Below are 21,663 nucleotides of genomic sequence, written 5' to 3'. Positions count from 1 at the left end.
GTCTCCTCCCTCTACTGACGGGAACTAACCGATGAAGAAATTCCAGATTGCGGCTGCCGCTGCAGTGACGGCCACGGCCTCGCTCGCGCTCTACGCCGCCTCGCCCGCCTTTGCGCAGAAGATGGATGCCGACGGCGACAAGACCATCACCTGGGCTGAAGCCAAGGCCAAGTCCGACGAGATGTGGGTCAAGCTCGACGTCAACAAGGACGGCAAGCTCGACCAGGCCGACAAGAATGCCAAGTGGGCCGAGAAGTTCGCCGAGATCGACACCGACAAGAACGGTTCGATCAGCCGCGAGGAATTCATTGCCCATCACCAGCAGATGAAGGGGCCTGAAGGCCGCGATGGTGACCGCAAGGCCCGTCATGGTGGCCGTGGCCACGGCGGCATGAAGGGCATGATGATGGGTGGCGGCATGGCCATGATGGCGGACGCCAACAAGGACGGCACCGTCACCCGCGCCGAATTCGACGCTGGCGTGAAGGCGCACTTCGACATGGCCGATGCCAACAAGGACGGCAAGATCACGCCGGAAGAGCGTCGTGCTTCGATGAAGGCGATGATAGGCAAGATGAAGGGCCCGCACGCCGGCCATATGGGTGCGATGGGTGATGGACCTCCGCCGCCCCCTCCGGCTAACTGATCCACGATGAACGAAGCGCCGATCCGACTGCTCCTGGTCGATGACGAACCTGCGCTGCGCGAACCCCTGGCGGACTATCTGGTCCGGCAGGGGTTTGTCGTGACACAGGCCGGCACCGCCGCCGAAGCCCGCAGCCGCCTGCTCGAAGCAGGCTGCGACCTTGTGCTGCTCGACATCATGATGCCGGGCGAGGACGGCCTTTCGCTGTGCCGCCATCTGGTCGAGGCCAAGCGCCTGCCCGTCATCTTCATCACCGCCAAGGGCGAATCGACCGACCGAATCGTCGGGCTGGAGATCGGTGCCGACGACTACGTGGTAAAGCCGTTCGATCCGCGCGAACTTGTCGCTCGCATCCGCTCGGTCCTCCGGCGCGCGACCAAGCAGTCGAGCGAGGTCTCGGACGCGGTCATCTATGAATTCGAAGGCTGGCGGCTCGATCCATTGAAGCGCCGCCTGATCGACAGCGAAGGCGCGGTCGTCGCCATTTCCTCGGCGGAGTTCCGCCTGCTCATGGCCTTTCTCGACCACCCCCGACAGGTGCTCGATCGCGATCGCCTGCTCGACATGGTGCAGGGCCGCGAGGCGCATCTGTTCGACCGCGCTGTCGACAACCAGATCTCGCGCCTGCGCCGGAAGGTGGAGGTCGACAGCCGCAACCCGCAACTGATCCAGACGGTGTGGGGCGGCGGGTACATGCTTGCCGCAGAGGTGCGCAAGCGTCCCGCCACTTCGGACGAAAGCTGACCGGGCGTGAAGAACCTCCGCTTGTGGCCGCGCAGCCTGCAGGGGCAGGTCCTGCTCGCCATCGCCTTGGCACTGCTGGTAGCGCAGACCATTTCCGCCGTGCTGATCTGGCGCGAACAGAATCATCGGCGCGAAGTTTCCATGGTGAGTTCGGCCGCTTTTCGGCTGATCGGCCCCAGCCCTGAAGAACGCCGCCATCGACACGGGGATGCCGATGATCGCCCGCCCCCGCCGTTCCGCATCGAACATTCGCAAGATTCACTCTATCGCCCCGGCGAGCGGCGGCTGCCCCGCGTCGAGCACGAACTGAGCGAAGTCCTGAACGCGCAGGGCGTGGAGACCGCCGAGGTGCTGGTCTTCGAACGCGATCCGATGCGCGACGGGCCGAGCATCGAATTCTGGAACCGCAATCGCCGGAAACTGGAATTGGTCTCGAAGGAGCCCATGCCCCGCTTGGTCATTGCCTCGATACGCAGCCCATCTGGCGGCTGGACCTCGACCCGCGTGTTCACTGAAGGCGGTGAAATGCGCGTGCTTGCGCCGCTCGTCGGCCAGACCATCGTGCTGTACCTGGTGCTGGTCGGCACGATGGCGCTGATCCTGCGGCGCATGGCCCGCCCATTGAAGGCCCTCACCCGCCGGGTCGAGGACTTCGCCGGCAATCGCACATTGGATGGCCAACTCCAGCCAGAGGGACCTGAGGACATCCAGGGCCTGATCATCGCCCACAATGCGATGGAAGCGCGAATCGCGGCAATGCTCGATGAAAAGGACGTCATGCTCGGCGCGATCGGGCATGATCTCAAAACCCCGCTGGCGGCGCTACGCGTGCGGATCGAGGCCGTCGACGATGATGTCGAGCGCGCCCGCATGGCTGCGACGATCGAGGACATCAACCGCTCGCTCGACGATATCCTGTCGCTCGCCCGCGTCGGACGGCCGTCCGATCCACTCGAGCCCACCGAGCTTTCGGCACTGGTCGCCGACGTGATCGGCGAATTCGAGGACATGGGCGAACCGGTGGAACTGGGTGACACCGACCGCGTCGTCCTGCCTGTCCGCGCGACCTGGATGCGGCGCGCCCTGCGCAATCTCGTGTCCAACGCAATCCGCTATGGCGATCGCGCTCGCATCACGCTCGCCCGCGAAGGCCGAGAGGCTGTGCTGCGGATCGAGGATGACGGCCCCGGCATCCCCGAGCATGAGATTGCGCGGATGATGGAGCCGTTCACCCGGCTCGATGCCTCGCGCAACAGCGGCACGGGTGGCACCGGGCTCGGCCTGACGCTCGCCCGCGCCATCGCCGACCAGCACGGCGGCACGCTGACGCTCACCAACCGGCGCGGCGAGAATGGCATTGCCGGACTCACCGCAACCATGCGCCTGCCGCTCGGTTAAGCCACCGCTCATCCCCGCCGCAATAGTCAACCGACCTTCGTCGGTGCGCGCCTGCCGTTCGTCGAAAGGAGTCGCGTAGTGGTCGACCGGTTGCTAGTGCAACCAATCTTCATTGCGCCGGGGAGTCATGATCGGCATGCGTACCATTTCACTTGTTTCCGCTTTCGCTCTCGCTGTTGCGACCGTTGCCGTCCCCGCCACGGCGCAGGCGCCGCTCAATCCTTCGGCTGCAGCGGGCGTCCACACCGACCTGCCGCGCGTGGCGCACCCCTCGCACTACACCATCTCGATCACCCCGGATGCCAAGGCGCTGACCTTCACCGGCACCTCCTCGGTCGATCTCGAAGTCACCGAAGCCACGCCCGCGCTGACGCTCCACGCGCTCGACCTGAAGATCGCCACCGCCACGCTCACGCCCGCAGGCGGCGCAGCCATGCCCGTCACCGTGACGATGGACGCCAAGAGCCAGACCGCAACCTTCACCGCCGCCGCACCCTTGAAGCCCGGCAAGTACCGGCTCGACACCAGCTATTCGGGGATCATCAACACGCAGGCCAATGGCCTCTTCGCGCTCGATTACCCTGACAAGGTGACCGGCAAGGAGGTGCGCGGCCTGTTCACGCAGTTCGAAGCGCCCGACGCCCGCCGCTTCGCCCCGATGTTCGACGAGCCGATCTACAAGGCGACGTTCGACCTTTCCGCCACCGTGCCGGCCACGCAGATGGCCGTCAGCAACATGCCGATCGCCAAGGAAGAGCAGCTCGCGGGTGGCATGAAGCGCGTGACCTTCGGCACCAGCCCGAAGATGTCTTCGTACCTGCTGTTCTTCGGCCTGGGCGACTGGGAGCGGATGACCAAGGAAGCCGCACCCGGCGTTCAGGCTGGCATCGTCGCGCCCAAGGGCAGCGGCGAGCAGGCCCGTTTCGCGCTGGACGAACTCGCGCCGCTGATCCCCTACTATTCCGAATACTTCGGCCAGCCCTACCCGCTGCCCAAGATCGACAACATCGCCGCACCCGGCCAGTCGCAGTTCTTCTCGGCCATGGAAAACTGGGGCGCGATCCTGACGTTCGAGCGCATCCTGCTCAACGATCCCGCCATCACCAGCGCTGCTGCCCGCCAGAACATCGTCACCACGCAGGCGCACGAAGTGGCGCACCAGTGGTTCGGCAACCTCGTGACCATGGCCTGGTGGGAAGACCTCTGGCTGAACGAGGGCTTTGCCAGCTGGATGGAAACCAAGGCCACCGCGCACTTCCACCCCGACTGGTTCCCGCTGCTCGAGCGGGTCAACGGGCGCGATGCGGCGATGGGCCTCGACGGCTTCAAGACCACGCACCCGATCGTGCAGGAGATCAAGACCGTCGACGAGACCAACCAGGCCTTCGACGCGATCACCTACCAGAAGGGCGAAGCGGTCATCTCGATGCTCGAGGCGTTCGCGGGCGAAAACGTGTGGCGCGATGGCCTGCGCGCCTACATGCGCGATCACAAGTTCGGCAACACCCGCTCGAAGGACCTGTGGCAGGCAATCGAGAAGGCCGGCGCTCCCGGCCTCACCGCCATCGCCACCGATTTCACCACCAAGCCCGGCATCCCGCTGGTCAAGGTGACGGGCATGACCTGCAAGAAGGGCGTTTCCACGCTGACGCTGCAGCAGAGCGAATTCAGCGTCGACCGCAAGGACGAAGTCGCCGCCAAGCCGCAGCAGTGGAAGGTGCCGCTGATCGTCTCGGCCGGTTCCGGCGAGCCGGTGCGCACCATCCTCGATGGCGGCAAGGCGACGGTAACGGTCAACGGCTGCGGCCCGATCGTGATCAACGCCGGCCAGCTTGGTTACTACCGCTCGCTCTACACGCCGCAGATGCTGACTTCGCTGAAGAAGGCGATGCCGACGCTGCAGCCTGTCGACCAGATGGGCCTGGTTGCCGACAACCTGGCGCTCTCGTCGAGCGGCTACCAGCCCTATGGTCCGGCGTTCGATCTGCTTGCCGCGATCCCCGGCAATGCCAATCCGGTGGTGCTCGGCAATGCCTTCGGCGATTTCGTCGGCGCGTGGCGCGTGCTCGACAAGGATCCTGCCGCGCAGAAGAAGCTCTATGGCAAGGTCGCCGGAACCTACAAGCCGCGCCTCATGGCGCTGGGCTTCGAGCCCAAGGCCGATGAGCCGCTGCGCGATGCCGACCTGCGCTCGACGCTGATCTCGGGCTTCGGCACCATGGGCGATGCCGACGTCGTGGCCGAAGCGCGTCGCCGCTTCGCCATGCTCGCCAGCAACCCCAAGGCCTTGGACGGCCCACTCAAGACGACCTGGCTCAACATCGTTGCCCGCAATGCCACCAAGGCCGATTGGGACGCGATCAAGGCCATGGCTGCGGCCAGCAACAGCGCGGTGGAACGCCAGTTCCTCTACACCCTGCTGGGCCGCCCTGCCGATGCCGCGCTGGCCAAGGCGGCGCGTGAGCTTGCGCTGACCGACGCGCCCGGCAAGACCACCAGCGCGGCGATGATCGTCGCCTCGGCAGGCCTGCACCCGGACGAGACCTACGACTTCGCGCTGGCCAACCGCGAGAAGATCGAATCGCTGGTCGATGCGCAGAGCCGCGTCACGTTCATCGCCAGCCTCGGCGGGCAGTCGAACGATCCGGCGATGATCGAGAAGCTCAAGGCGTTCAAGGCGACCGTTCCCGCCGAAGCCGCCCGCCCGGTGGACCGCGTGATCGGCGTGCTGACCGAAAAGGCTCGCACCCGCCCGCAGTTCATCAAGGGCCTGACCGACTGGCAGAACGCGAAGGGGAGGTAATACCGAACGCTGACTCATCCCCCTCCCCGCCGGGGAGGGGTTGGGGGTGGGGGAGCGAGGCAAAGCCGAGCGTCCACGCTCGCCGTGGTACACCCCCACCCAACCTCCCCCTCAAGGGGGAGGGGCATTACGGGCCACGATCATTGCGGCTTGGAACAGGAGCTGCCCGCCAAACCCACCCCGCTCATGCTGAGCCTGTCGAAGCACCCGGCGCAACGGTTGCGCCAGCACCCTTCGACAAGCTCAGGGTGAGCGGATGGGGTTGGTTAACTTAGCCCTCCAGAATCATCTCAGAGCTAAGCAATCCAGAGCCGGCCCGAACCGCACTGGAATGTCAACGGCTCGCAATGACGAAAAGCGGGGCAGCGCGGGCAAATACCGGCCTGAATGGACGAGCGCTATTTCGGATGGCTGACAGCGGACCGAACGGCGGCAACTGGGCAGGGAGTGCATATTTCCTCAGCCAACCCAACCGTCGCCCCGTGCTTGACACGGGGCTGGGCTTCTTTCCGGCCAAACACTGACGAAGAAAAGCCAAGTCCCGGATCAAGTCCGGGACGACGGGTTTTGGGTCCTCAATGCTGAGAGCGTGTAGACTGCTTTGGGGCAGGAAGCGGACTTACCTCACGATCGGAAGCCGGATGGTCGGAACTTTCTCTAATTGGAAACGAACGGGTCTGCATTGATCTTATAGGTCGGCACTTCCCCTGGAGCTATTGCGTAGCGTCCTATAAAAATTTTATTGCAGTAAACATCATAAATATCATCTGCGTTTATGTTTCTAAACTCGATGTCTATTTCATTATCATTCATGTAGTTTGCCAGACCTTCTCTCATTATTGACCCTTTATAGGCATCCTTCTCGTTATGTGCATCAAATATAACTGGACCGATACGAAAGCATGCATTGTATCTCTTCTCGAATGACTTGTACTCAATGCTTTCGTTTTTTTGACATGAAGCCAGTCCGATCAGCGCAGCCACCCAAACTGTCCACTTCCATCCCATGGTAGAAATACTCCTGATTTTTTGTCCGGCTGGCACCGCAGGCTTGCATGCGTCGGGATGGACCGCAATGCTTCCGCGTCTGCAATGGGGGCGTATCCGTGTCACGGGTTTCAGTCCGCTATGGCGTCTTATCCGGAAAGCCTGCTTTCACCGTAAAGTGCCGGATACCTGCCAGCTCAGCCAACACGGAATCGCCCACGCAGTCCAAGCCCTAACGCAACAACCCACCCAAAATCCCCCGCGCGAAGCGGCCCAAGGCTTCGCCGCCGATCGACGTCGCGATCGAGCCAACCATCGCGGTCACGCCCGATGCCACCGGTGCCGCGCGGGATTTCTTGCCGGTGATGCTGGCGGCGATCACTGCGCCTGCGGATGACGCCACCGCGCCCGCCGCCGCCTTGCCAGCCTTCTCCCACATCGTCGTGGTCCGGCGCGGGGAGGCGCGTTGTGCTTCTTCGCCCTGCTCTTCCACCTGCTGCGCAGCCGCTGCCGCGTCAGCCGCCTTCTGCGCCAGAACTTCGGCGGCGGATTCGCGGTTCACTGCCTTATCGTACTTGCCATCGAACGGGCTGACCGACTGGATCACCGCCCGCTCCTTCGGGCTGAGCGGCCCGAGGCGCGAGCGCGGCGGGGCGATCAGCGTGCGCTGCACCACCGAGGGCGCGCCATCGTCGTCCAGCGTCGAGACCAGCGCTTCGCCCACTTTCAGTTCGGTGATGACCGTTTCGACATCGAGGTCCTTGTTGATGCGGAAGGTCTCGGCCGCCGCGCGGATCGCCTTCTGGTCGCGCGGGGTGAACGCGCGCAGGGCATGCTGCACGCGGTTGCCGAGCTGGCCTGCGATCTTCTCCGGAATGTCGATCGGGTTCTGCGTGACGAAATAGACGCCCACGCCCTTCGAGCGGATCAGGCGCACCACCTGCTCCACCTTCTCCATCAGCGCCTGCGGGGCATCGTCGAACAGCAGGTGCGCCTCGTCGAAGAAGAACACCAGGCACGGCTTTTCCGGATCGCCCACTTCGGGCAGCGCCTCGAACAGTTCGGACAGCAGCCACAGCAGGAACGTGGCGTAGAGCTTGGGGCTCTGCATCAGCTTGTCGGCGGCGAGCACGTTGACCATGCCGCGCCCCTGCTCGTCCACCTTGAGGAAATCGTTCACCTCGAACGCGGGTTCGCCGAAGAAGCGGTCCGCCCCTTGGCTCTCGAACGCCAGCAATTGCCGCTGGATCGTGCCGACGCTGGCCTTGGAGACATTGCCGTAACGCGTGGCAAGCGCACTGGCGTTCTCGGCACAGGCGACGAGAACGGATTGCAGATCGGGCAGGTCGATCAGCAGCAGGCCATTGTCGTCGGCATAGCGGAAGGCGATGTTGAGCACGCCTTCCTGCGTCTCGTTGAGGCCCATCAGCCGCGCCAGCAGCAGCGGGCCCATTTCGGAGATGGTCGTGCGGATGGGATGGCCAGATTCGCCATAGAGGTCCCAGAACACTGCCGGATTGTCGGAATAGGCATAGTCCTCGATGCCCAGTTCCTTGGCCCGCGATTCGAGGGAAGCGGCGTGCTTGAAGGTCGGGCTTCCGGGCATGGCGATGCCCGCAAGGTCGCCTTTCACGTCGGCCATGAACACGGGTACGCCGCGCGCCGAGAACTGTTCGGCAATGCCCTGCAGCGTCACCGTCTTGCCGGTGCCGGTCGCCCCCGCGATCAGCCCGTGGCGGTTGGCGCGGCCAAGGCGCAGCACCTGCCGTTCGCCGTTGGAACCGAGGCCAAGGTATATATCGTCCATGCACAGCACCCCATCGATTTGGCCTGAGACTAAGACGCAGCCGCGCCCCTTGCGAGGGGTTTTTGCATCCGGAGCGGGGAACGGCTAGAGCGCGCTCGCAAGCAATGACCCGCGCCCCTTTCATCCTGCTCGACGATGCCCGAACCGAAGGCGCCAGCGACGCGCGCCTCTATGAGGACGTGCGCGAACTTGTCGTTGCGCGCCGGGCCGATGAAGTCGAGGCCGCGCTGGCGCAGATCGCCGCCACACCGGGCGATTGGGCGGGCTACCTTGCCTACGAGGCCGGGCTGGCGCTCGAACCGCGCCTTGCCCCTCTGGCGGCAGAGCGCACCGGCGCGGCAGGCCCGCTGGTGTGGTTCGCCCGGTTCGGGAAGGTCACGCGCATGGCCAGCGCCGCCGTCGAACGCTGGCTCGCCGCAACCGCCACGGGCTCCGGGAGGCTCGGCCCGATGGGCGCGGCCATCTCTTCCGGTGGCTATGCCAAGGCCTTTGCCCAGGTGCAGGAAGCGATCCGCGCCGGAGACATCTACCAGGCCAACCTCACCTTCCCGCTCGCCGGCACGTGGGACGGCGATCCGCTGGCGATCTATGCCGATGTCCGCCGCGATGCCCGGGCAGGCTATGGCGGCGTGATCTGGGACGGCGCGCACTGGCACCTCTCGTTCTCGCCCGAACTGTTCTTCAAGCTCTCGGGCGGGGAAGCCCGCGTCCGCCCGATGAAGGGCACGGCTCCGCGAGGGAGCACCCCGGAAGAGGACGCGCGGTTCAAGGCGGACCTCTCGGCCAGCGTTAAGGATCGCGCCGAGAACCTGATGATCGTGGATCTCATGCGCAACGATCTGTCGCGCGTTTCGCGCCCCGGTTCGGTCCGTGTCGAAGCCCCGTTTGCCATCGAGAGTTACCCCACAGTTCACCAGATGGTCACGACAGTTCGGGCAGAGTTGGATTCTGGCCAGGACGTGCGCAGCCTCCTGCGCGCCATCTTCCCCTGCGGCTCGATCACCGGCGCGCCCAAGATCCGCGCCATGGAGATCATCCACCAGGCAGAGCGTGATGCGCGCGGGGCTTATTGCGGTTCGATCGGACGGATAGACCCCTCTGGCGATGCCGCGTTCAATGTGGCAATCCGCACGGTGCGCCTCTCGCCCGATGGTCGCGCCGTGATGGGCGTGGGCTCGGCCGTGGTCGCCGATTCCGCAATGATCGGCGAATGGCGCGAATGCGTGGTGAAGGGGAATTTCTTGCGCTTGTCTGCCGGCCATGCCGATCTGATCGAAACGATGGCCTTCGATCCCGCCAAGGGCATCGAACTGCTCGAACTGCACCTCGAACGCATGAAGGCGAGCGCACTGGCCTTGGGCTTCAGCTTCGATCGCCACGCCGTGCGCAATGCGATCCATGCGCTGTGCTTCGATCTCGACAAGCCGTCCAAGGTGCGGCTGGTGGCCTCCAGGGGCGGTGCCCATGCGCTCGATGCCAGTGACATGCCCGCGCCGCTCGAAAGCCTGACTTGCGCAGTCTTGCCGCTGCCGGTTTCGGACGGAGACTGGCGCCTGCGCCACAAGACTACCGACCGCGGCTTCTACGAAGCAGGCCTGGCTGCCGCGAACAAGTCCGGGGCCGGCGAGGCATTGTTCCTGCGCGATGATGGCCTGCTCACCGAAGGCACCTTCACCAACCTGTTCGTCGAACGCGATGGCAAGCTACTCACCCCGCGCGCCGACCTCGGCCTGCTGCCGGGCGTGCTACGCCGCTCGCTGATCGAGGCCGGACGGGCCGTCGAGGCTGACCTGACGCTTGACGATCTCGCAGGCGGCTTCCTCGTCGGCAACGCCCTGCGCGGGTTGATCCCGGCGCGCCTGCTCGGCTCCTGACTCTCATGACCCAGCTATCAAAAGCCCTCGCGCGCATCGCGCCATCGCGCACCACCGCCATCACCGACCGCGCCATCCAGCTTCGCGCCGAAGGCCGCGACGTGATCTCGCTCTCGGTGGGCGAGCCGGACTTCGCCACGCCCGCCCACGTCGTAGAGGCCGCCAAGGACGCGCTCGACGCAGGCGACACGAAATATACCGCCGTCGTCGGCACGCAGCGGTTGCGCGAGGCCGCCGCGCTGCATTTCAAGCGCGACCTTGGCATCGCAGTTCCGCCCTCGCAGATCATCGTCAGCGCAGGCGGCAAGCAGGCGATCTTCCACGCCCTGCTCGCCACGCTCGATCCGGGCGACGAAGTGCTGATCCCCTCCCCGTGGTGGGTGAGTTATCCCGAAATCGTGCGCTTTGCCGGCGCCGAAGTCTTGGACCTGCCGACCGATGCCGCAGGCGGATTCCGCATCACCGCTGCCCAGCTTGAAGCGGCGATCACGCCCGCCACCCGCTGGCTGCTGCTCAACAGCCCCGGCAACCCGACCGGCGCGACCTACCCGGCCGAGGAACTGCGCGCGCTGGGCGAAGTCCTGCGCCGCCACCCGCGTGTGCTGGTGATGAGCGACGATATCTATGCGCCGCTGCGCTATGGCGAGGGCCTCCATGCCACGCTGGCGGTGGAATGCCCGGACCTTGCCGACCGCATCCTGACTGTTTCCGGCGTATCCAAGAGCCACGCGATGACCGGCTTCCGCATCGGCGTTTCGGCGGGCCCGGCTTGGCTCATCGGCGCGATGGGGCGCCTGCAGTCGCACTCATCGGGCAACCCGGCCTCAATCTCCCAGGCAGCCGCCGTTGCCGCATTCGAAGGCCCTCAGGAGTTTCTGCTGGACTGGCGCGAACGCTTCCGCGCGCGGCGGGACATGGTCTGTGCCAGCATCAACGCGATACCCGGCCTGTCCACCCCGATCCCAGACGGCGCATTTTATTGCATGGTCGATGCCACCCCGCTGATGGCGCGTTTCGGAGATGACGAGGCACTGTGCCTCCACCTGCTCGAATGCGGCGTGGCAGTCGTCCCGGCCTCGGCATTCGGCGGCAAGGACGGTTTTCGCATCAGCTTCGCGGCGGACGAAGCAAAACTCGAAGAAGCGCTGCGGCGTATTGCAAAGGCGGTAGCGTGATCGACTTTTCCATCCTGTTCGAAGACGGTGAAGCGCTGGTGATTGACAAGCCGGCAGGATTGCCGCTCGATCCTCCGCGCGCCGGTGGCGACAGTCTCGAGAACCATCTCGACGCCTTGCGCTTCGGCTTCCAGCGCGAACCGCAACCTGTCCACCGGCTTGATCAGGATACCTCCGGCTGCCTGCTCCTCGCTCGCAATCCCAAGGCACTGAAGCGCTTTTCGGCCGCCTTCGAAGCGCGCGAGGTGGAGAAGGTCTATCTCGGCATCGTTGCCGGCGAAGTGCAGGGCGAAAGCGGCACGATCGAACTCGCCCTGTCCAAGATCAGCTCGGCCGAAAAGGGCTGGCGCATGATCCCTGCCAGGAAGGGCAAGCCCGCCGTCACGCACTGGAAGGTGCTGTCGCGCAAGCCGGGCATGACGCTGGTCGAATTTCGCCCCGAAACCGGGCGCACCCACCAGATCCGCATCCACGCACTTGCGGGGCTGGGCCACGCGCTTGTCGGCGATCCGATTTATGGTGACGGGAAGCTTGCCTGGCGCACGATGCTCCATGCTTCGGAACTCGTGGTGAAGCGCGAAGGCAAGCCGCCGATCGACGCCTATTCACCGATGCCGCTCGACTTCGCAGCCTTCGCCTTCGAGCTGCCAATAGCAGAACAACCGGAAACCGAGGCCTGACATGTCGCCCGATGCTCTCGTCGCCCATGCGCTGACGCTGGTCGAGGAGAGCTTCATCGCCTCGGCCGGGCCGGGCGGGCAGAACGTCAACAAGGTGGCAACCGCCGTGCAACTGCGGCTCGACGTCTTCATGCTGCGCCTGCCGCCGGAGATCTTCCACCGCCTCAAGACGCTGGCGGGCAGCAAGATGACCGCGAAAGGCGAGATCGTGCTGACCGCGCGCAACTATCGCACGCAGGAACAGAACCGCGAGGATGCAAGGAAGCGGCTGTCAGAACTGCTGCGCGAAGCCTGCAACCTGCCGCAGAAGCGCGCCAAGTCCCGCCTAAACCGCGTCGGCAAGACCGAGCGGCTAGCGGGCAAGAAGATCAGGGGCGCGGTAAAGGCCGGACGCGGCAAGGTCCGGCTGGATTGATCGCCGCCCCTCAGTCGCCCCCGACGCGATCGATCTCGGCGCCGAGCAGCGAGAGCTTCTCTTCGAGCCGCTCATAACCGCGGTCGAGGTGGTAGAGGCGGTGGACCTGCGTCTCGCCCTCGGCTGCAAGACCGGCAATGACCAGGCTCATCGAAGCGCGCAAATCCGTTGCCATCACTTCCGCGCCGGTCAGCTTGTCGACGCCGTGGACCACGGCGGTGCGGCCCTTGGTTTCGATCCGTGCGCCCATGCGATTGAGCTCGGGCACGTGCATGTAGCGGTTCTCGAAGATCGTCTCGGTCAGCACCGAGGAACCCTTGGCCAGGCACAGCATGGCCATCAGCTGCGCCTGCATGTCGGTAGCAAAGCCGGGGTACGGCGCGGTCGAGAGCGTGACCGGCTTCAACGGACCTTCCGCTGCAACGAACAGCCCGCCCTTGCGCGGCTCGACGTGCACACCGGCATCGCGCAGCGCCTGCACGGTCGCTTCCATGTCCTCTATGCGAGCGCCCTGCAGCATGACCTCGCCACCTGTGATCGCAGCGGCGCAGGCATAGGAGCCGGCCTCGATGCGATCGGGCATGACCATGTAGGTTGCGCCGTGCAGGCGGTCGACGCCATGAATCGTCAGGTCCGAAGTGCCAATGCCTTCGATCTGCGCGCCCATCGCCACCAGCAGGTTGCACAGGTCGACGATTTCCGGCTCCCGCGCGGCGTTGTGCAGGGTGGACTTGCCCTTGCACAGCACGGCGGTCATCAGCGCATTCTCGGTCGCCCCGACAGAGACGACGGGGAACGAATAGCGCCCACCGGGCAGGCCACCGTCAGGCGCAATTGCGCGGACGTAACCGGCAGCCAGTTCGATCGTCGCGCCCAGTGCTTCAAGCGCCTTGAGGTGCAGGTCGATCGGGCGGTTGCCGATGGCGCAGCCCCCCGGCAGCGAAACCGTCGCCTCGCCCGCACGGGCCAGCATCGGGCCAAGCACGAGGATCGACGCGCGCATCTTGCGCACCAGATCATAGGGCGCGACCGACGACGTCAGGCGGGTCGCCTGCAGCGTCATCACGCGGCCGAAGTCCTCGGGGCGCGCGCCTGCGATCGACGTGGAAACCCCGAACTGGTTCATCAGGTGCTGGAAGCCGTCGATGTCTGCCAGGCGCGGCAGGTTGCGCAGGGTCACCGGCTCATCGGTCAGCAGCGCGCAGGGCAGCAGCGTAAGGGCCGAATTCTTGGCGCCGGAGACCGGCACCGTTCCCGAAAGGCGCTTGCCGCCACGGATGATGATCTTGTCCATCGCTGCCGTTTATCCGGTTTTCAGGGCGGTGCAAGCTTGGGGCATACGATAACGTGACGAGGCGTGCTTGACATTTTCACTTAGTAATTGTGCAGTGCATCATGAGGATGCAACAAAGCATGGATATTGGCTGACAAATGAGTTCCGACACTTCGCGAAAGCCGATCCGCAAGGCCGTTTTTCCGGTAGCAGGGCTTGGCACCCGCTTTCTGCCCGCCACCAAGGCGATCCCCAAGGAAATGCTGCCAGTGATCGACCGCCCGTTGATCCAGTACGCGGTGGATGAAGCGCGCGAGGCCGGAATCGAACAGCTCATCTTCGTGACTGGCCGCGGAAAGACCGCCATCGTCGAACACTTCGACACCGCCTACGAACTCGAACACACCATGTCCGATCGCGGCAAGGCGCTCGAGGTGCTGGAGCCCACCCGCATCCTGCCGGGCAATCTCGTTACTGTGCGCCAGCAGGTGCCGATGGGTCTGGGCCACGCCATCTGGTGCGCCCGCGCGGTCGTCGGCAACGAACCATTCGCTATCTTCCTCCCTGATGAGATGATGGTCGGCGAGCCCGGCGGCAAGGGCGGCTGCATGAAGCAGATGGTCGATGCCTACAACGAAGTGGGCGGCAATCTCATCTCCGTGCTCGAAGTCCCGCAGGAGGAAGTGTCCAGCTATGGCGTGATTGCGCCCGGCAATCGGGTTTCGGATTCCCTCACCGAAGTGACCGGCCTGGTCGAGAAGCCGAGGCGCGAGGATGCGCCTTCGAACCTGATCATCTCTGGCCGCTACATTCTCCAGCCGGAAGTGATGCGCACGCTCGAAAGCCAGGAGAAAGGCGCGGGCGGTGAAATCCAGCTGACCGACGCCATGGCGCGGATGATCGGCCAGCAGCCCTTCCACGCCGTGAAGTTTGACGGACGCCGCTTCGACTGTGGCAGCAAAACCGGCTTCGTCGAGGCCACGCTGGCGCTGGCGCTTGAACGTCCAGACATGGCCGGCGATGTCCGCGCGATCATGAAGCGGCTGTTGGCCGAAGGCTGAACTTCGGCCCGTCCCCCGTCATGGAGCGCGAAGGTAGGCCAGGCACATCCGGCCGAGTTCGCGCTTCAGGACTTCCCAGTCATAATCATGCGCCGCTTCGCCCGAGGAGCCGAGGCTGAGCTGGCGTGCCATCGTGGCGAAGACGATCTTGTAGGCCGAGTTGGCCTTGGTCTCGTGGTCCGTGCCGCCAAACGTCTCGCGATACCGCAGCATCGCGTCCATGCCGCGCTGGGTTGCGCGCAAGGCGTGATCCTTGCCGGGCTTCGATACGAGCGGGTCGAAGGTCGCCCGCTCCATCGCCAGGCGCAGCAGCGGCGCATTGACTCGCAGCACTTCGGCATATCCCGCCACATAGCGCGGCATGAATTCGTCGAGCGTGGGCGACTGCGCCAGGACATCGGCGACCATCGCCTCTTCGTCCGCCGCGATATCCTCGAGCGCCCGCGCGATCACAGCGCGCACGAGATTGTCCTTGCTCTGGAAACGCAGGTAGATTGAACCGATGGAGACGTTGCCCTTCTGGTTCACATCCTGCAGCGTGAAGTCCTCGCTGCCGCGCTCCAGCATGAGTTCGCGCGCCGCGTTCAGCATCCGCTCGAGCGACGCCTTGCTGCGGCCCTGCTGTGGCTTTCGGCTGACCGTTTCCACTGCCAGTTCCGCTTCTTCGGCCTGCCCGTTTGCGCCTCGTGCCATTGCTTACCCGTTCGCCCTTAAAGGAAATTCGTATTCTAGAATGTGTGGGCGGTTTGTTGCACGATTTGACGGGAAAGGCGATGGTCAATCGGCGTACTCGCGCTTGACCCCTTGGATTTTCAAAATAGAACAGACTTTCTAAAAATTGGAGATATCGATGCGTCGGTTGAGGATGGGAATGATCGGTGGTGGTCCGGGGGCGTTCATCGGGCCAGTGCACCGCTTTGCAGCGGAACTGGACCGCGAGATAGAGCTCGTCGCCGGCGTCTTCTCCAGCGATGCCGCACGCAGCGCTGCAGCGGGCGGGAGCTACCGTATTGATCCTGCCCGCGCCTATCCCTCGCTCGACGCCATGTTCGCATCCGAAGCGGCGCGGGAGGACGGGATCGACTTCGTCTCGATCGTCACGCCCAACCACAACCACCTGCCCTCCGCCCGTGCTGCATTGGCTGCGGGTTATCCGGTCATTACCGACAAGCCGCTCACCGCCACGCTTGCCGAAGCGCATGAACTGGCCACGCTTGTCGATACCGCGGGCAAGCCCTTTGGCGTGACCTACACCTACTCCGGCTACCCGCTGGTCCGCGAAGCTCGCGCCCGCATTGCCGCTGGCGAGATCGGCACCATCCGGAAGGTCGTCGTCGAATATCCACAAGGCTGGCTTGCTGGCGAGGCCGTTGGCAAGCAGGCCGAATGGCGCGTCGATCCTGCCAAGGCCGGTCTCGGCGGTTGCATCGGCGACATCGGGGTGCATGCATTTCAGCTTGCCGAATTCGTCACAGGCCTGCGCGTCACCGAACTGCTGGCCGATCTGGGCGCAGTCGTGCCCGGCCGCCTGCTCGATGATGACTGCTCGATCCTCCTGCGTTTCGACAACGGTGCGCGAGGTGTCCTCCTCGCCAGCCAGATCGAGGTCGGCGAACTCAACGGCCTGCGCATCCGCGCCTATGGCGACAAGGGTGGCGTGACCTGGAAGCAGGAAGAGCCGAACACTCTCACGATCAACCGGCTCGATGGCACCTGCACCCTCGTCCGCTCCGGCACTGGCGTTCTCGGCGGCGATGCAGCATCGCGCACCCGCACGCCCGGAGGCCATCCCGAAGGATATCTCGAAGCCTTCGCCAACCTCTATCGCGATTTTGCCGCCCTCGTGCGCGGCGAAAGCGCCCTGCTCCTGCCCGGTATCGCAGAAGGCGTGCGCGGCATGACCTTCATCGACACCGCCGTTTCCGCCAGCCGCGACAACGCCGGCTGGGTCAAGCTCTAAGGAGTAATCCGCCATGAAGACCATCAAGGGCCCCGGCATCTTCCTTGCCCAGTTTGCGGGCGACGCCGCGCCGTTCAACAGCCTCGAGACCATCGCCGACTGGGTGGCGGGGCTCGGGTACAAGGGCATTCAGATTCCCAGCTGGGACGGACGCCTGTTCGATCTGGAGAAGGCTGCGACCAGCCAGACCTACTGCGACGAGATCAAGGGCATGCTCGCCGACAAGGGGCTGGAGATCACCGAGCTTTCGACCCACCTGCAGGGTCAGCTCGTGGCCGTGCACCCTGCCTTTGACGCGCAGTTCGATGGCTTTGCCCCGGAAGCGGTCCACAACAACCCCGCCGCTCGGCAGGAATGGGCCGTGCAGCAGATGAAGCATGCGGCCAAGGCCAGCGCCAATCTCGGCTTGAAGGCGCACGCCTCGTTCTCCGGCGCATTTGCCTGGCCCTATTTCTATCCCTGGCCCGCGCGCCCGGCCGGTCTCGTCGAAGACGCTTTCGACGAGCTCGCCCGCCGCTGGAAGCCGATTCTCGACGTGTTCGACGAGAACGGCGTCGACGTGGCCTACGAGATTCATCCCGGCGAGGACCTTCACGACGGCGTGACGTTCGAGATGTTCCTCGAACGCGTCGGCAACCATCCGCGCGCCAACATCCTCTACGATCCCAGCCACTTCGTGCTGCAGCAGCTCGATTACCTGGCCTTCATCGACATCTACCATGAGCGCATCAAGTGCTTCCACGTGAAGGACGCCGAATTCCGGCCCAACGGGCGCTCGGGTGTCTATGGCGGCTACCAGTCGTGGGTCGATCGGCCCGGACGCTTCCGCTCTCTGGGAGATGGACAGGTCGATTTCCCCGGCATCTTCAGCAAGATGGCCGCGAATGATTATGCCGGCTGGGCCGTGCTGGAATGGGAATGCGCGTTGAAGCATCCTGAGGTCGGCGCGGCCGAGGGAGCACCCTTCATCGACCGCCACATCATCAAGGTCACCGAGCATGCCTTTGATGATTTCGCCGCTGGAGGTGCGGATCGCTCTCTCAACGCGAAGCTGATGGGAATTAGCTGAACCATCAACCCTTCATCATCGGGGCGCCGCCGAGACGATCGGCGGCGCCTTCTTTTTGCCCAATCGCATCTACGCGATGAATGACCTTCCATGAAATTTGTTTCCTTTGTGTATCAAGTCATGGCGCGTAGCTTTGCAGCACCGGCGGATATATCTGCCTTCCAGAGTCTCAGACTATGGCAAAGGCAAAGCTTGGTATTTTACTGTATGATGGGCCGGCGTCAGAAGCAGATCGCACAGAGCCTCATTTGAGCTCTCCGTGGCAAAAATGCCGCAAGGTGTCAGAACATTTCCACCAATAGAATTTAGGTTCTAGTTTTTTAGATTCTAATCTGCTAACACGCTGCCACGCCCAACGTGGCGCCACCTGGGGAGGAACTGAAAATCATGCCCAAGACCCTGTACACCCGCACCCTTTTGGCGAGCGCCTGCGCGCTGGCTCTCGCCCTGCCCGCCCATGCACAGGAAGCGGCCGAAGAGGCAGATCCCAACGTCATCATCGTGACTGCGCAGAACCGCGCGCAGAACGTCAACGACGTTCCGATCGCGATCAACGTGGTGAATGCCGAGCAGCTGCAGCAGGCCGGCTTCTCGAACATGAACGACATCGGCAAGATCGCGCCCGCCGTCCAGCTCAACCAGGATCAGGGCACCATCAAGGTCACCGTCCGCGGCGTCGGCACCAACTCTAACGACGAATCGCAGGATACCTCGGTCGTCGTGAACATCGATGGCGAATACATGAACCGCCCTCAGGCGCTCAGCATCGCGCTGTTCGATCTCGATCGCGTCGAAGTGCTGCGCGGCCCGCAGGGTACGCTCTACGGCCGCAACTCCACCGGCGGAGCCATCAACTTCATCACCCGCAAGCCGGGCAAGGAATTCGCCGCCAACGCCTCGGCCAGCTATGGCAACTACAACGCCGTGCGCCTTGACGGCGGCGTGACCGTTCCTTTGGGTGACATCGGTGGCGTCCGCGTTGCCGGCTTCTATGACGAGCATGATGGCTACATCAAGCACCCGGCTCGCGCTGCCTATAATGGCGGCGGTTACAATTATCCGGCCTTTGCAGGCGGCCGTTCGGACGACAACAAGTCCTATGGCGTGCGTGGCTCGGTCCAGCTCGAGCCGACCGATGCGCTGACGGTCTATTTTGCTGGCGAATATGCCAAGCGTGAATTCACCCCGCAGGCTTTCGCGTCAGCAGATCTCAATGCAACCGGCGTTCGCCCGACAAACGCCAGCTGCGCGACGGCTTCGGGCTTCACTGCCGTAGCCCCGCTCTATGCGACCTCACTGAATCAGGTCCTGTGCATTCCCAACGAAACGAACCTGCTCGCAGGCGTCAATCGCGGGGAATATGCAGCGCCCGCCTTCGGTCTCGGCAAGCTTTCGCAGGACACCTATGCCCTGCGCGGCCGCGTGGCCTATGAAGTCAGCGATGCCCTGACGATCTCGTACATTGGCGGCTATCGCAAGTTCGAAGGTACGCCGGGCCAGTTCCTGACGCTGCCGGTCACCTACCGCTCGTTCGGGTGGGATCAGCGCACCAGCACGCAGAGCCACGAGCTGCGCTTCAACGGTGAAGTCAACGGCATCACCTACCAGGTCGGCGGATTCTACTTCAAGGAGACCGTCAACGCCGAAAGCAGCTTCGTCACCACCTTCGGCCCGAACGTCGTGACGCTGTCCTACTTTGATCGCGACATCACCAGCGAGAGCAAGTCGGCCTTCGGTCAGGTTGAAGTACCGCTCGGCGAAACACTTACGGCTGTCGGCGGCCTGCGCTACACCGAAAACTCGCGCGATGCGCTTTACCGCAATGCATCGCCGTTCGGCGCAGGCCCGCCGGATCCGCTCCTGTTCAACGGCGCCATCAGCCCCAAGAACTTTGCCGACCTCAAGTTCAAGACGATCTTCCCGCTCTCCAGCAAGGAAGACAAGATCACCTGGCTTGCCAGCCTGAACTACAAGCCCAACAGCGACACGCTCGTGTTCGCCAAGGTCTCTACCGGCTTCAAGGGCGGTGGCTTCGACTCCGTGGGCGACTACAAGCCGGAAACCAACACGGCTTACGAGCTCGGCTGGAAGCAGACCTTTGGCGACAAGGGCCAGCACCAGTTCAACCTCGGCGGCTTCTACTACGATTACAAGGACCTGCAGGTCTCGGTCCTGCTCGACACCACCGTCGGCGGCCAGACCTTCAACGCGGGCAAGGCCAAGATCTGGGGCATCGAAGCTTCGGCTGACTTCGCGTTGAGCGACAACGACCGCTTCCATGCTTCGGTCAATTACCTGAACGCCGAATACAAGGAGCTGTTCGCGCAGTTCAACGTGTTCTGCCTGCCCACCGCCGGCAATCCGCAGAGCGTCTGCAACAGCCGCAACGGCATCGGCGATCTCGATCCGGTCGCTCCGGGTGTTCAGCAGCCGAATTTTGCAGGCAACCGACCCCCGTTCTCGCCGGAATGGGTGATCACCGCAGGATATGATCACACCTTCGATTTCGGCAGCAGCGGGACCCTGCGCGCCAGCGCAAACACCACGTTCAAGAGCAAGTACTTCACTGACTTCTACAACTACCGGGATGGCACGCAGACCGCCTTCACGCAGACTGACGTCAGCCTCGAATACAAGCCCGAGAACGAACGCTTCTCAATCACGGCTTTTGCCAAGAACCTCGAGAATGAACGTCCACTGACTTATGGCGGCTTCACCTCTGCCGGTCCGAACGACGACGTGTTCAACTGGCAGTTCGGTACGCCGCGCACCTACGGCGTCCGCCTTGCGGTCGACTTCTAAGTCAACACCGGGTCGCAAATTAAGAAGGGGAGCGCATCGCCGCTCCCCTTTTTTGTTGCCTGCAATCTGCGGAGCCTCAACCCCAGGACGGGTCCTTCCCCGGTCGCCACTTGATGCTGCAACCGGCGCTTGGATGCTGCGGCTGCGGTGCGGCATCTCCTGCCAGCAGCGCATCCGCGGCGCGCCGCATGTCTTCGCCCGTAACCGGCAGGTCCGTTCGCAGCGGCGGCAGCCCCGGCACCGGCGGGCGATTGATCTGCGGCCTGCTAGCATCGAACTGGCCAGCGTAATAGAGCAGCCGCTCGCGATCGTAGAGGAAGAAATCCGGCGTGCAGATCGCGTTATAAGCCAGCGCCACGTCCTGCGTTTCGTCATGCAGATAGGGGAACGGAAAGTCCTTCTCCGCCGCCAGCTTCTGCATGTGCGGATAGTCGTCCTCGGGAAAGTCGTCGGGCCAGTTCGATGATATCGCCACCACCTGCAGACCCTTGGGCTGGTACTCGCGTGAGAAGGCAATGAATTCGTCCAGCACGTGCAGCACGAACGGGCAGTGATTGCAGATGAAGGCCACCAGCAATGCAGGGCTTTCGGCATAGTCGCCAAGGCTGCGCAGATGCCCTTCGACATCCGGCAAGCAAAAATCCGGCGCGGGCTTGCCGTAGTCGAGTTGGCGCGAGAGTCTCAGCATCATCCCTTCTCCTTTATTAGAATCTCCATTCTTTTACGTTATTTCACGTCGCGGGCCAAATGCCGATCGCCTTGGGCCAACTGCAAAGTTTCGCTTTGCACCTTTGCAAATTTACCGTGGACACCACCCACATTCCACGTCATCGCGAGGATCGAGCCGGTGCCTTTTGGCATCAACGGCATGGCATTGGCAGGAGCACGACGCATGAAAGCCCTGGTCTGCGTGAAGCGGGTGATTGACTACAACGTGAAGCCACGTGTGAAGGCGGATGGGAGTGGTGT

The 21,663-nt window shown here is 63.8% G+C and carries 17 protein-coding genes and 1 pseudogene; 13 read left to right on the top strand and 5 right to left on the bottom strand.

The window, feature by feature from the left end; translation table 11 throughout:
* Positions 1-31: 31 nt before the first annotated feature.
* The 4 genes from AC1Q5P_RS16675 (at position 32) to AC1Q5P_RS16660 (ending at position 5,591) form a co-directional block, all read left to right on the top strand.
* On the top strand, positions 32-646 hold the full coding sequence (locus AC1Q5P_RS16675; protein WP_492519550.1) for an EF-hand domain-containing protein: 615 nt from the start codon (positions 32-34) through the stop codon (positions 644-646).
* Positions 647-652: 6 nt separating this feature from the next.
* A complete protein-coding gene (locus AC1Q5P_RS16670) occupies positions 653-1,390 on the top strand; it encodes a response regulator (protein ID WP_039336362.1) in 738 nt (245 codons plus the stop codon).
* A 6-nt stretch (positions 1,391-1,396) separates the two neighbouring features.
* On the top strand, positions 1,397-2,788 hold the full coding sequence (locus AC1Q5P_RS16665) for a sensor histidine kinase (protein ID WP_492519549.1): 1,392 nt from the start codon (positions 1,397-1,399) through the stop codon (positions 2,786-2,788).
* A gap of 136 nt (positions 2,789-2,924) precedes the next feature.
* Positions 2,925-5,591, top strand: coding sequence for a M1 family metallopeptidase (locus AC1Q5P_RS16660; protein ID WP_492519548.1), 2,667 nt, complete (start codon positions 2,925-2,927; stop codon positions 5,589-5,591).
* A 657-nt stretch (positions 5,592-6,248) separates the two neighbouring features.
* Here the strand turns inward: AC1Q5P_RS16660 and AC1Q5P_RS16655 are convergent.
* Both AC1Q5P_RS16655 and AC1Q5P_RS16650 read right to left on the bottom strand, forming a co-directional pair.
* The gene (locus tag AC1Q5P_RS16655) at positions 6,249-6,575 is read right to left on the bottom strand and encodes a hypothetical protein (protein ID WP_492519547.1); all 327 of its coding nucleotides are present in this window, start codon (positions 6,573-6,575) and stop codon (positions 6,249-6,251) included.
* Positions 6,576-6,810: 235 nt separating this feature from the next.
* On the bottom strand, positions 6,811-8,385 hold the full coding sequence (locus AC1Q5P_RS16650; RefSeq protein WP_492519546.1) for a helicase HerA-like domain-containing protein: 1,575 nt from the start codon (positions 8,383-8,385) through the stop codon (positions 6,811-6,813).
* 104 nt (positions 8,386-8,489) lie between these two features.
* Here AC1Q5P_RS16650 and pabB point away from each other — a divergent pair, with 104 nt between their 5' ends.
* Genes pabB through arfB form a run of 4 tightly spaced genes read left to right on the top strand, consistent with a single transcriptional unit; the run spans position 8,490 to position 12,529 of the window.
* On the top strand, positions 8,490-10,259 hold the full coding sequence (pabB, locus tag AC1Q5P_RS16645; RefSeq protein WP_492519545.1) for an aminodeoxychorismate synthase component I: 1,770 nt from the start codon (positions 8,490-8,492) through the stop codon (positions 10,257-10,259).
* Between the two features lie 5 nt (positions 10,260-10,264).
* The gene (locus AC1Q5P_RS16640) at positions 10,265-11,434 is read left to right on the top strand and encodes a pyridoxal phosphate-dependent aminotransferase (RefSeq protein WP_492477295.1); all 1,170 of its coding nucleotides are present in this window, start codon (positions 10,265-10,267) and stop codon (positions 11,432-11,434) included.
* Positions 11,434-12,114, top strand: a complete 681-nt coding sequence (locus AC1Q5P_RS16635) for an RluA family pseudouridine synthase (protein WP_370584357.1) — start codon at positions 11,434-11,436, stop codon at positions 12,112-12,114. Before AC1Q5P_RS16640 ends, AC1Q5P_RS16635 begins: the two co-directional genes overlap by 1 nt.
* Before the next feature lies 1 nt (position 12,115).
* Complete coding sequence (gene arfB / locus AC1Q5P_RS16630) at positions 12,116-12,529, top strand: alternative ribosome rescue aminoacyl-tRNA hydrolase ArfB (protein WP_492477294.1); 414 nt, start codon at positions 12,116-12,118, stop codon at positions 12,527-12,529.
* A gap of 10 nt (positions 12,530-12,539) precedes the next feature.
* Here the strand turns inward: arfB and murA are convergent, their stop codons facing one another.
* On the bottom strand, positions 12,540-13,823 hold the full coding sequence (gene murA / locus AC1Q5P_RS16625; protein WP_039336350.1) for a UDP-N-acetylglucosamine 1-carboxyvinyltransferase: 1,284 nt from the start codon (positions 13,821-13,823) through the stop codon (positions 12,540-12,542).
* 137 nt (positions 13,824-13,960) lie between these two features.
* Here murA and galU point away from each other — a divergent pair, with 137 nt between their 5' ends.
* Complete coding sequence (gene galU / locus AC1Q5P_RS16620; protein WP_492477293.1) at positions 13,961-14,863, top strand: UTP--glucose-1-phosphate uridylyltransferase GalU; 903 nt, start codon at positions 13,961-13,963, stop codon at positions 14,861-14,863.
* Positions 14,864-14,881: 18 nt separating this feature from the next.
* Here the strand turns inward: galU and AC1Q5P_RS16615 are convergent, their stop codons facing one another.
* Entirely contained in the window at positions 14,882-15,556 is a 675-nt protein-coding gene (locus AC1Q5P_RS16615) for a TetR/AcrR family transcriptional regulator (protein ID WP_039336348.1), read from the bottom strand.
* A gap of 157 nt (positions 15,557-15,713) precedes the next feature.
* On the opposite strand from AC1Q5P_RS16615, the gene AC1Q5P_RS16610 reads away from it, so the two are divergent.
* The 3 genes from AC1Q5P_RS16610 (at position 15,714) to AC1Q5P_RS16600 (ending at position 20,694) form a co-directional block, all read left to right on the top strand.
* Positions 15,714-16,823 carry a Gfo/Idh/MocA family protein gene (locus AC1Q5P_RS16610; protein WP_492519544.1) on the top strand — a complete coding sequence of 370 codons (1,110 nt, stop codon included), beginning with the start codon at positions 15,714-15,716 and terminating at the stop codon, positions 16,821-16,823.
* Positions 16,824-16,836: 13 nt separating this feature from the next.
* Positions 16,837-17,892 (top strand): sugar phosphate isomerase/epimerase family protein, encoded by a 1,056-nt coding sequence (locus AC1Q5P_RS16605; protein ID WP_062343281.1) that lies wholly within the window; start codon positions 16,837-16,839, stop codon positions 17,890-17,892.
* Between the two features lie 387 nt (positions 17,893-18,279).
* A complete protein-coding gene (locus AC1Q5P_RS16600; protein ID WP_492519543.1) occupies positions 18,280-20,694 on the top strand; it encodes a TonB-dependent receptor in 2,415 nt (804 codons plus the stop codon).
* 76 nt (positions 20,695-20,770) lie between these two features.
* Here AC1Q5P_RS16600 and AC1Q5P_RS16595 read toward each other — a convergent pair whose 3' ends face one another.
* Positions 20,771-21,385, bottom strand: coding sequence for a thioredoxin family protein (locus AC1Q5P_RS16595; protein WP_039336340.1), 615 nt, complete (start codon positions 21,383-21,385; stop codon positions 20,771-20,773).
* A 201-nt stretch (positions 21,386-21,586) separates the two neighbouring features.
* On the opposite strand from AC1Q5P_RS16595, the pseudogene AC1Q5P_RS16590 reads away from it, so the two are divergent.
* Positions 21,587-21,663: pseudogene (locus AC1Q5P_RS16590) on the top strand (electron transfer flavoprotein subunit beta/FixA family protein); the annotation flags it as partial.

The organism is Novosphingobium sp. GW835-FHT14H07 (genome assembly GCF_058793515.1).
Note: the sequence above shows the minus strand (reverse complement) of the source record. Positions and strands in the feature narration are given on the sequence as shown.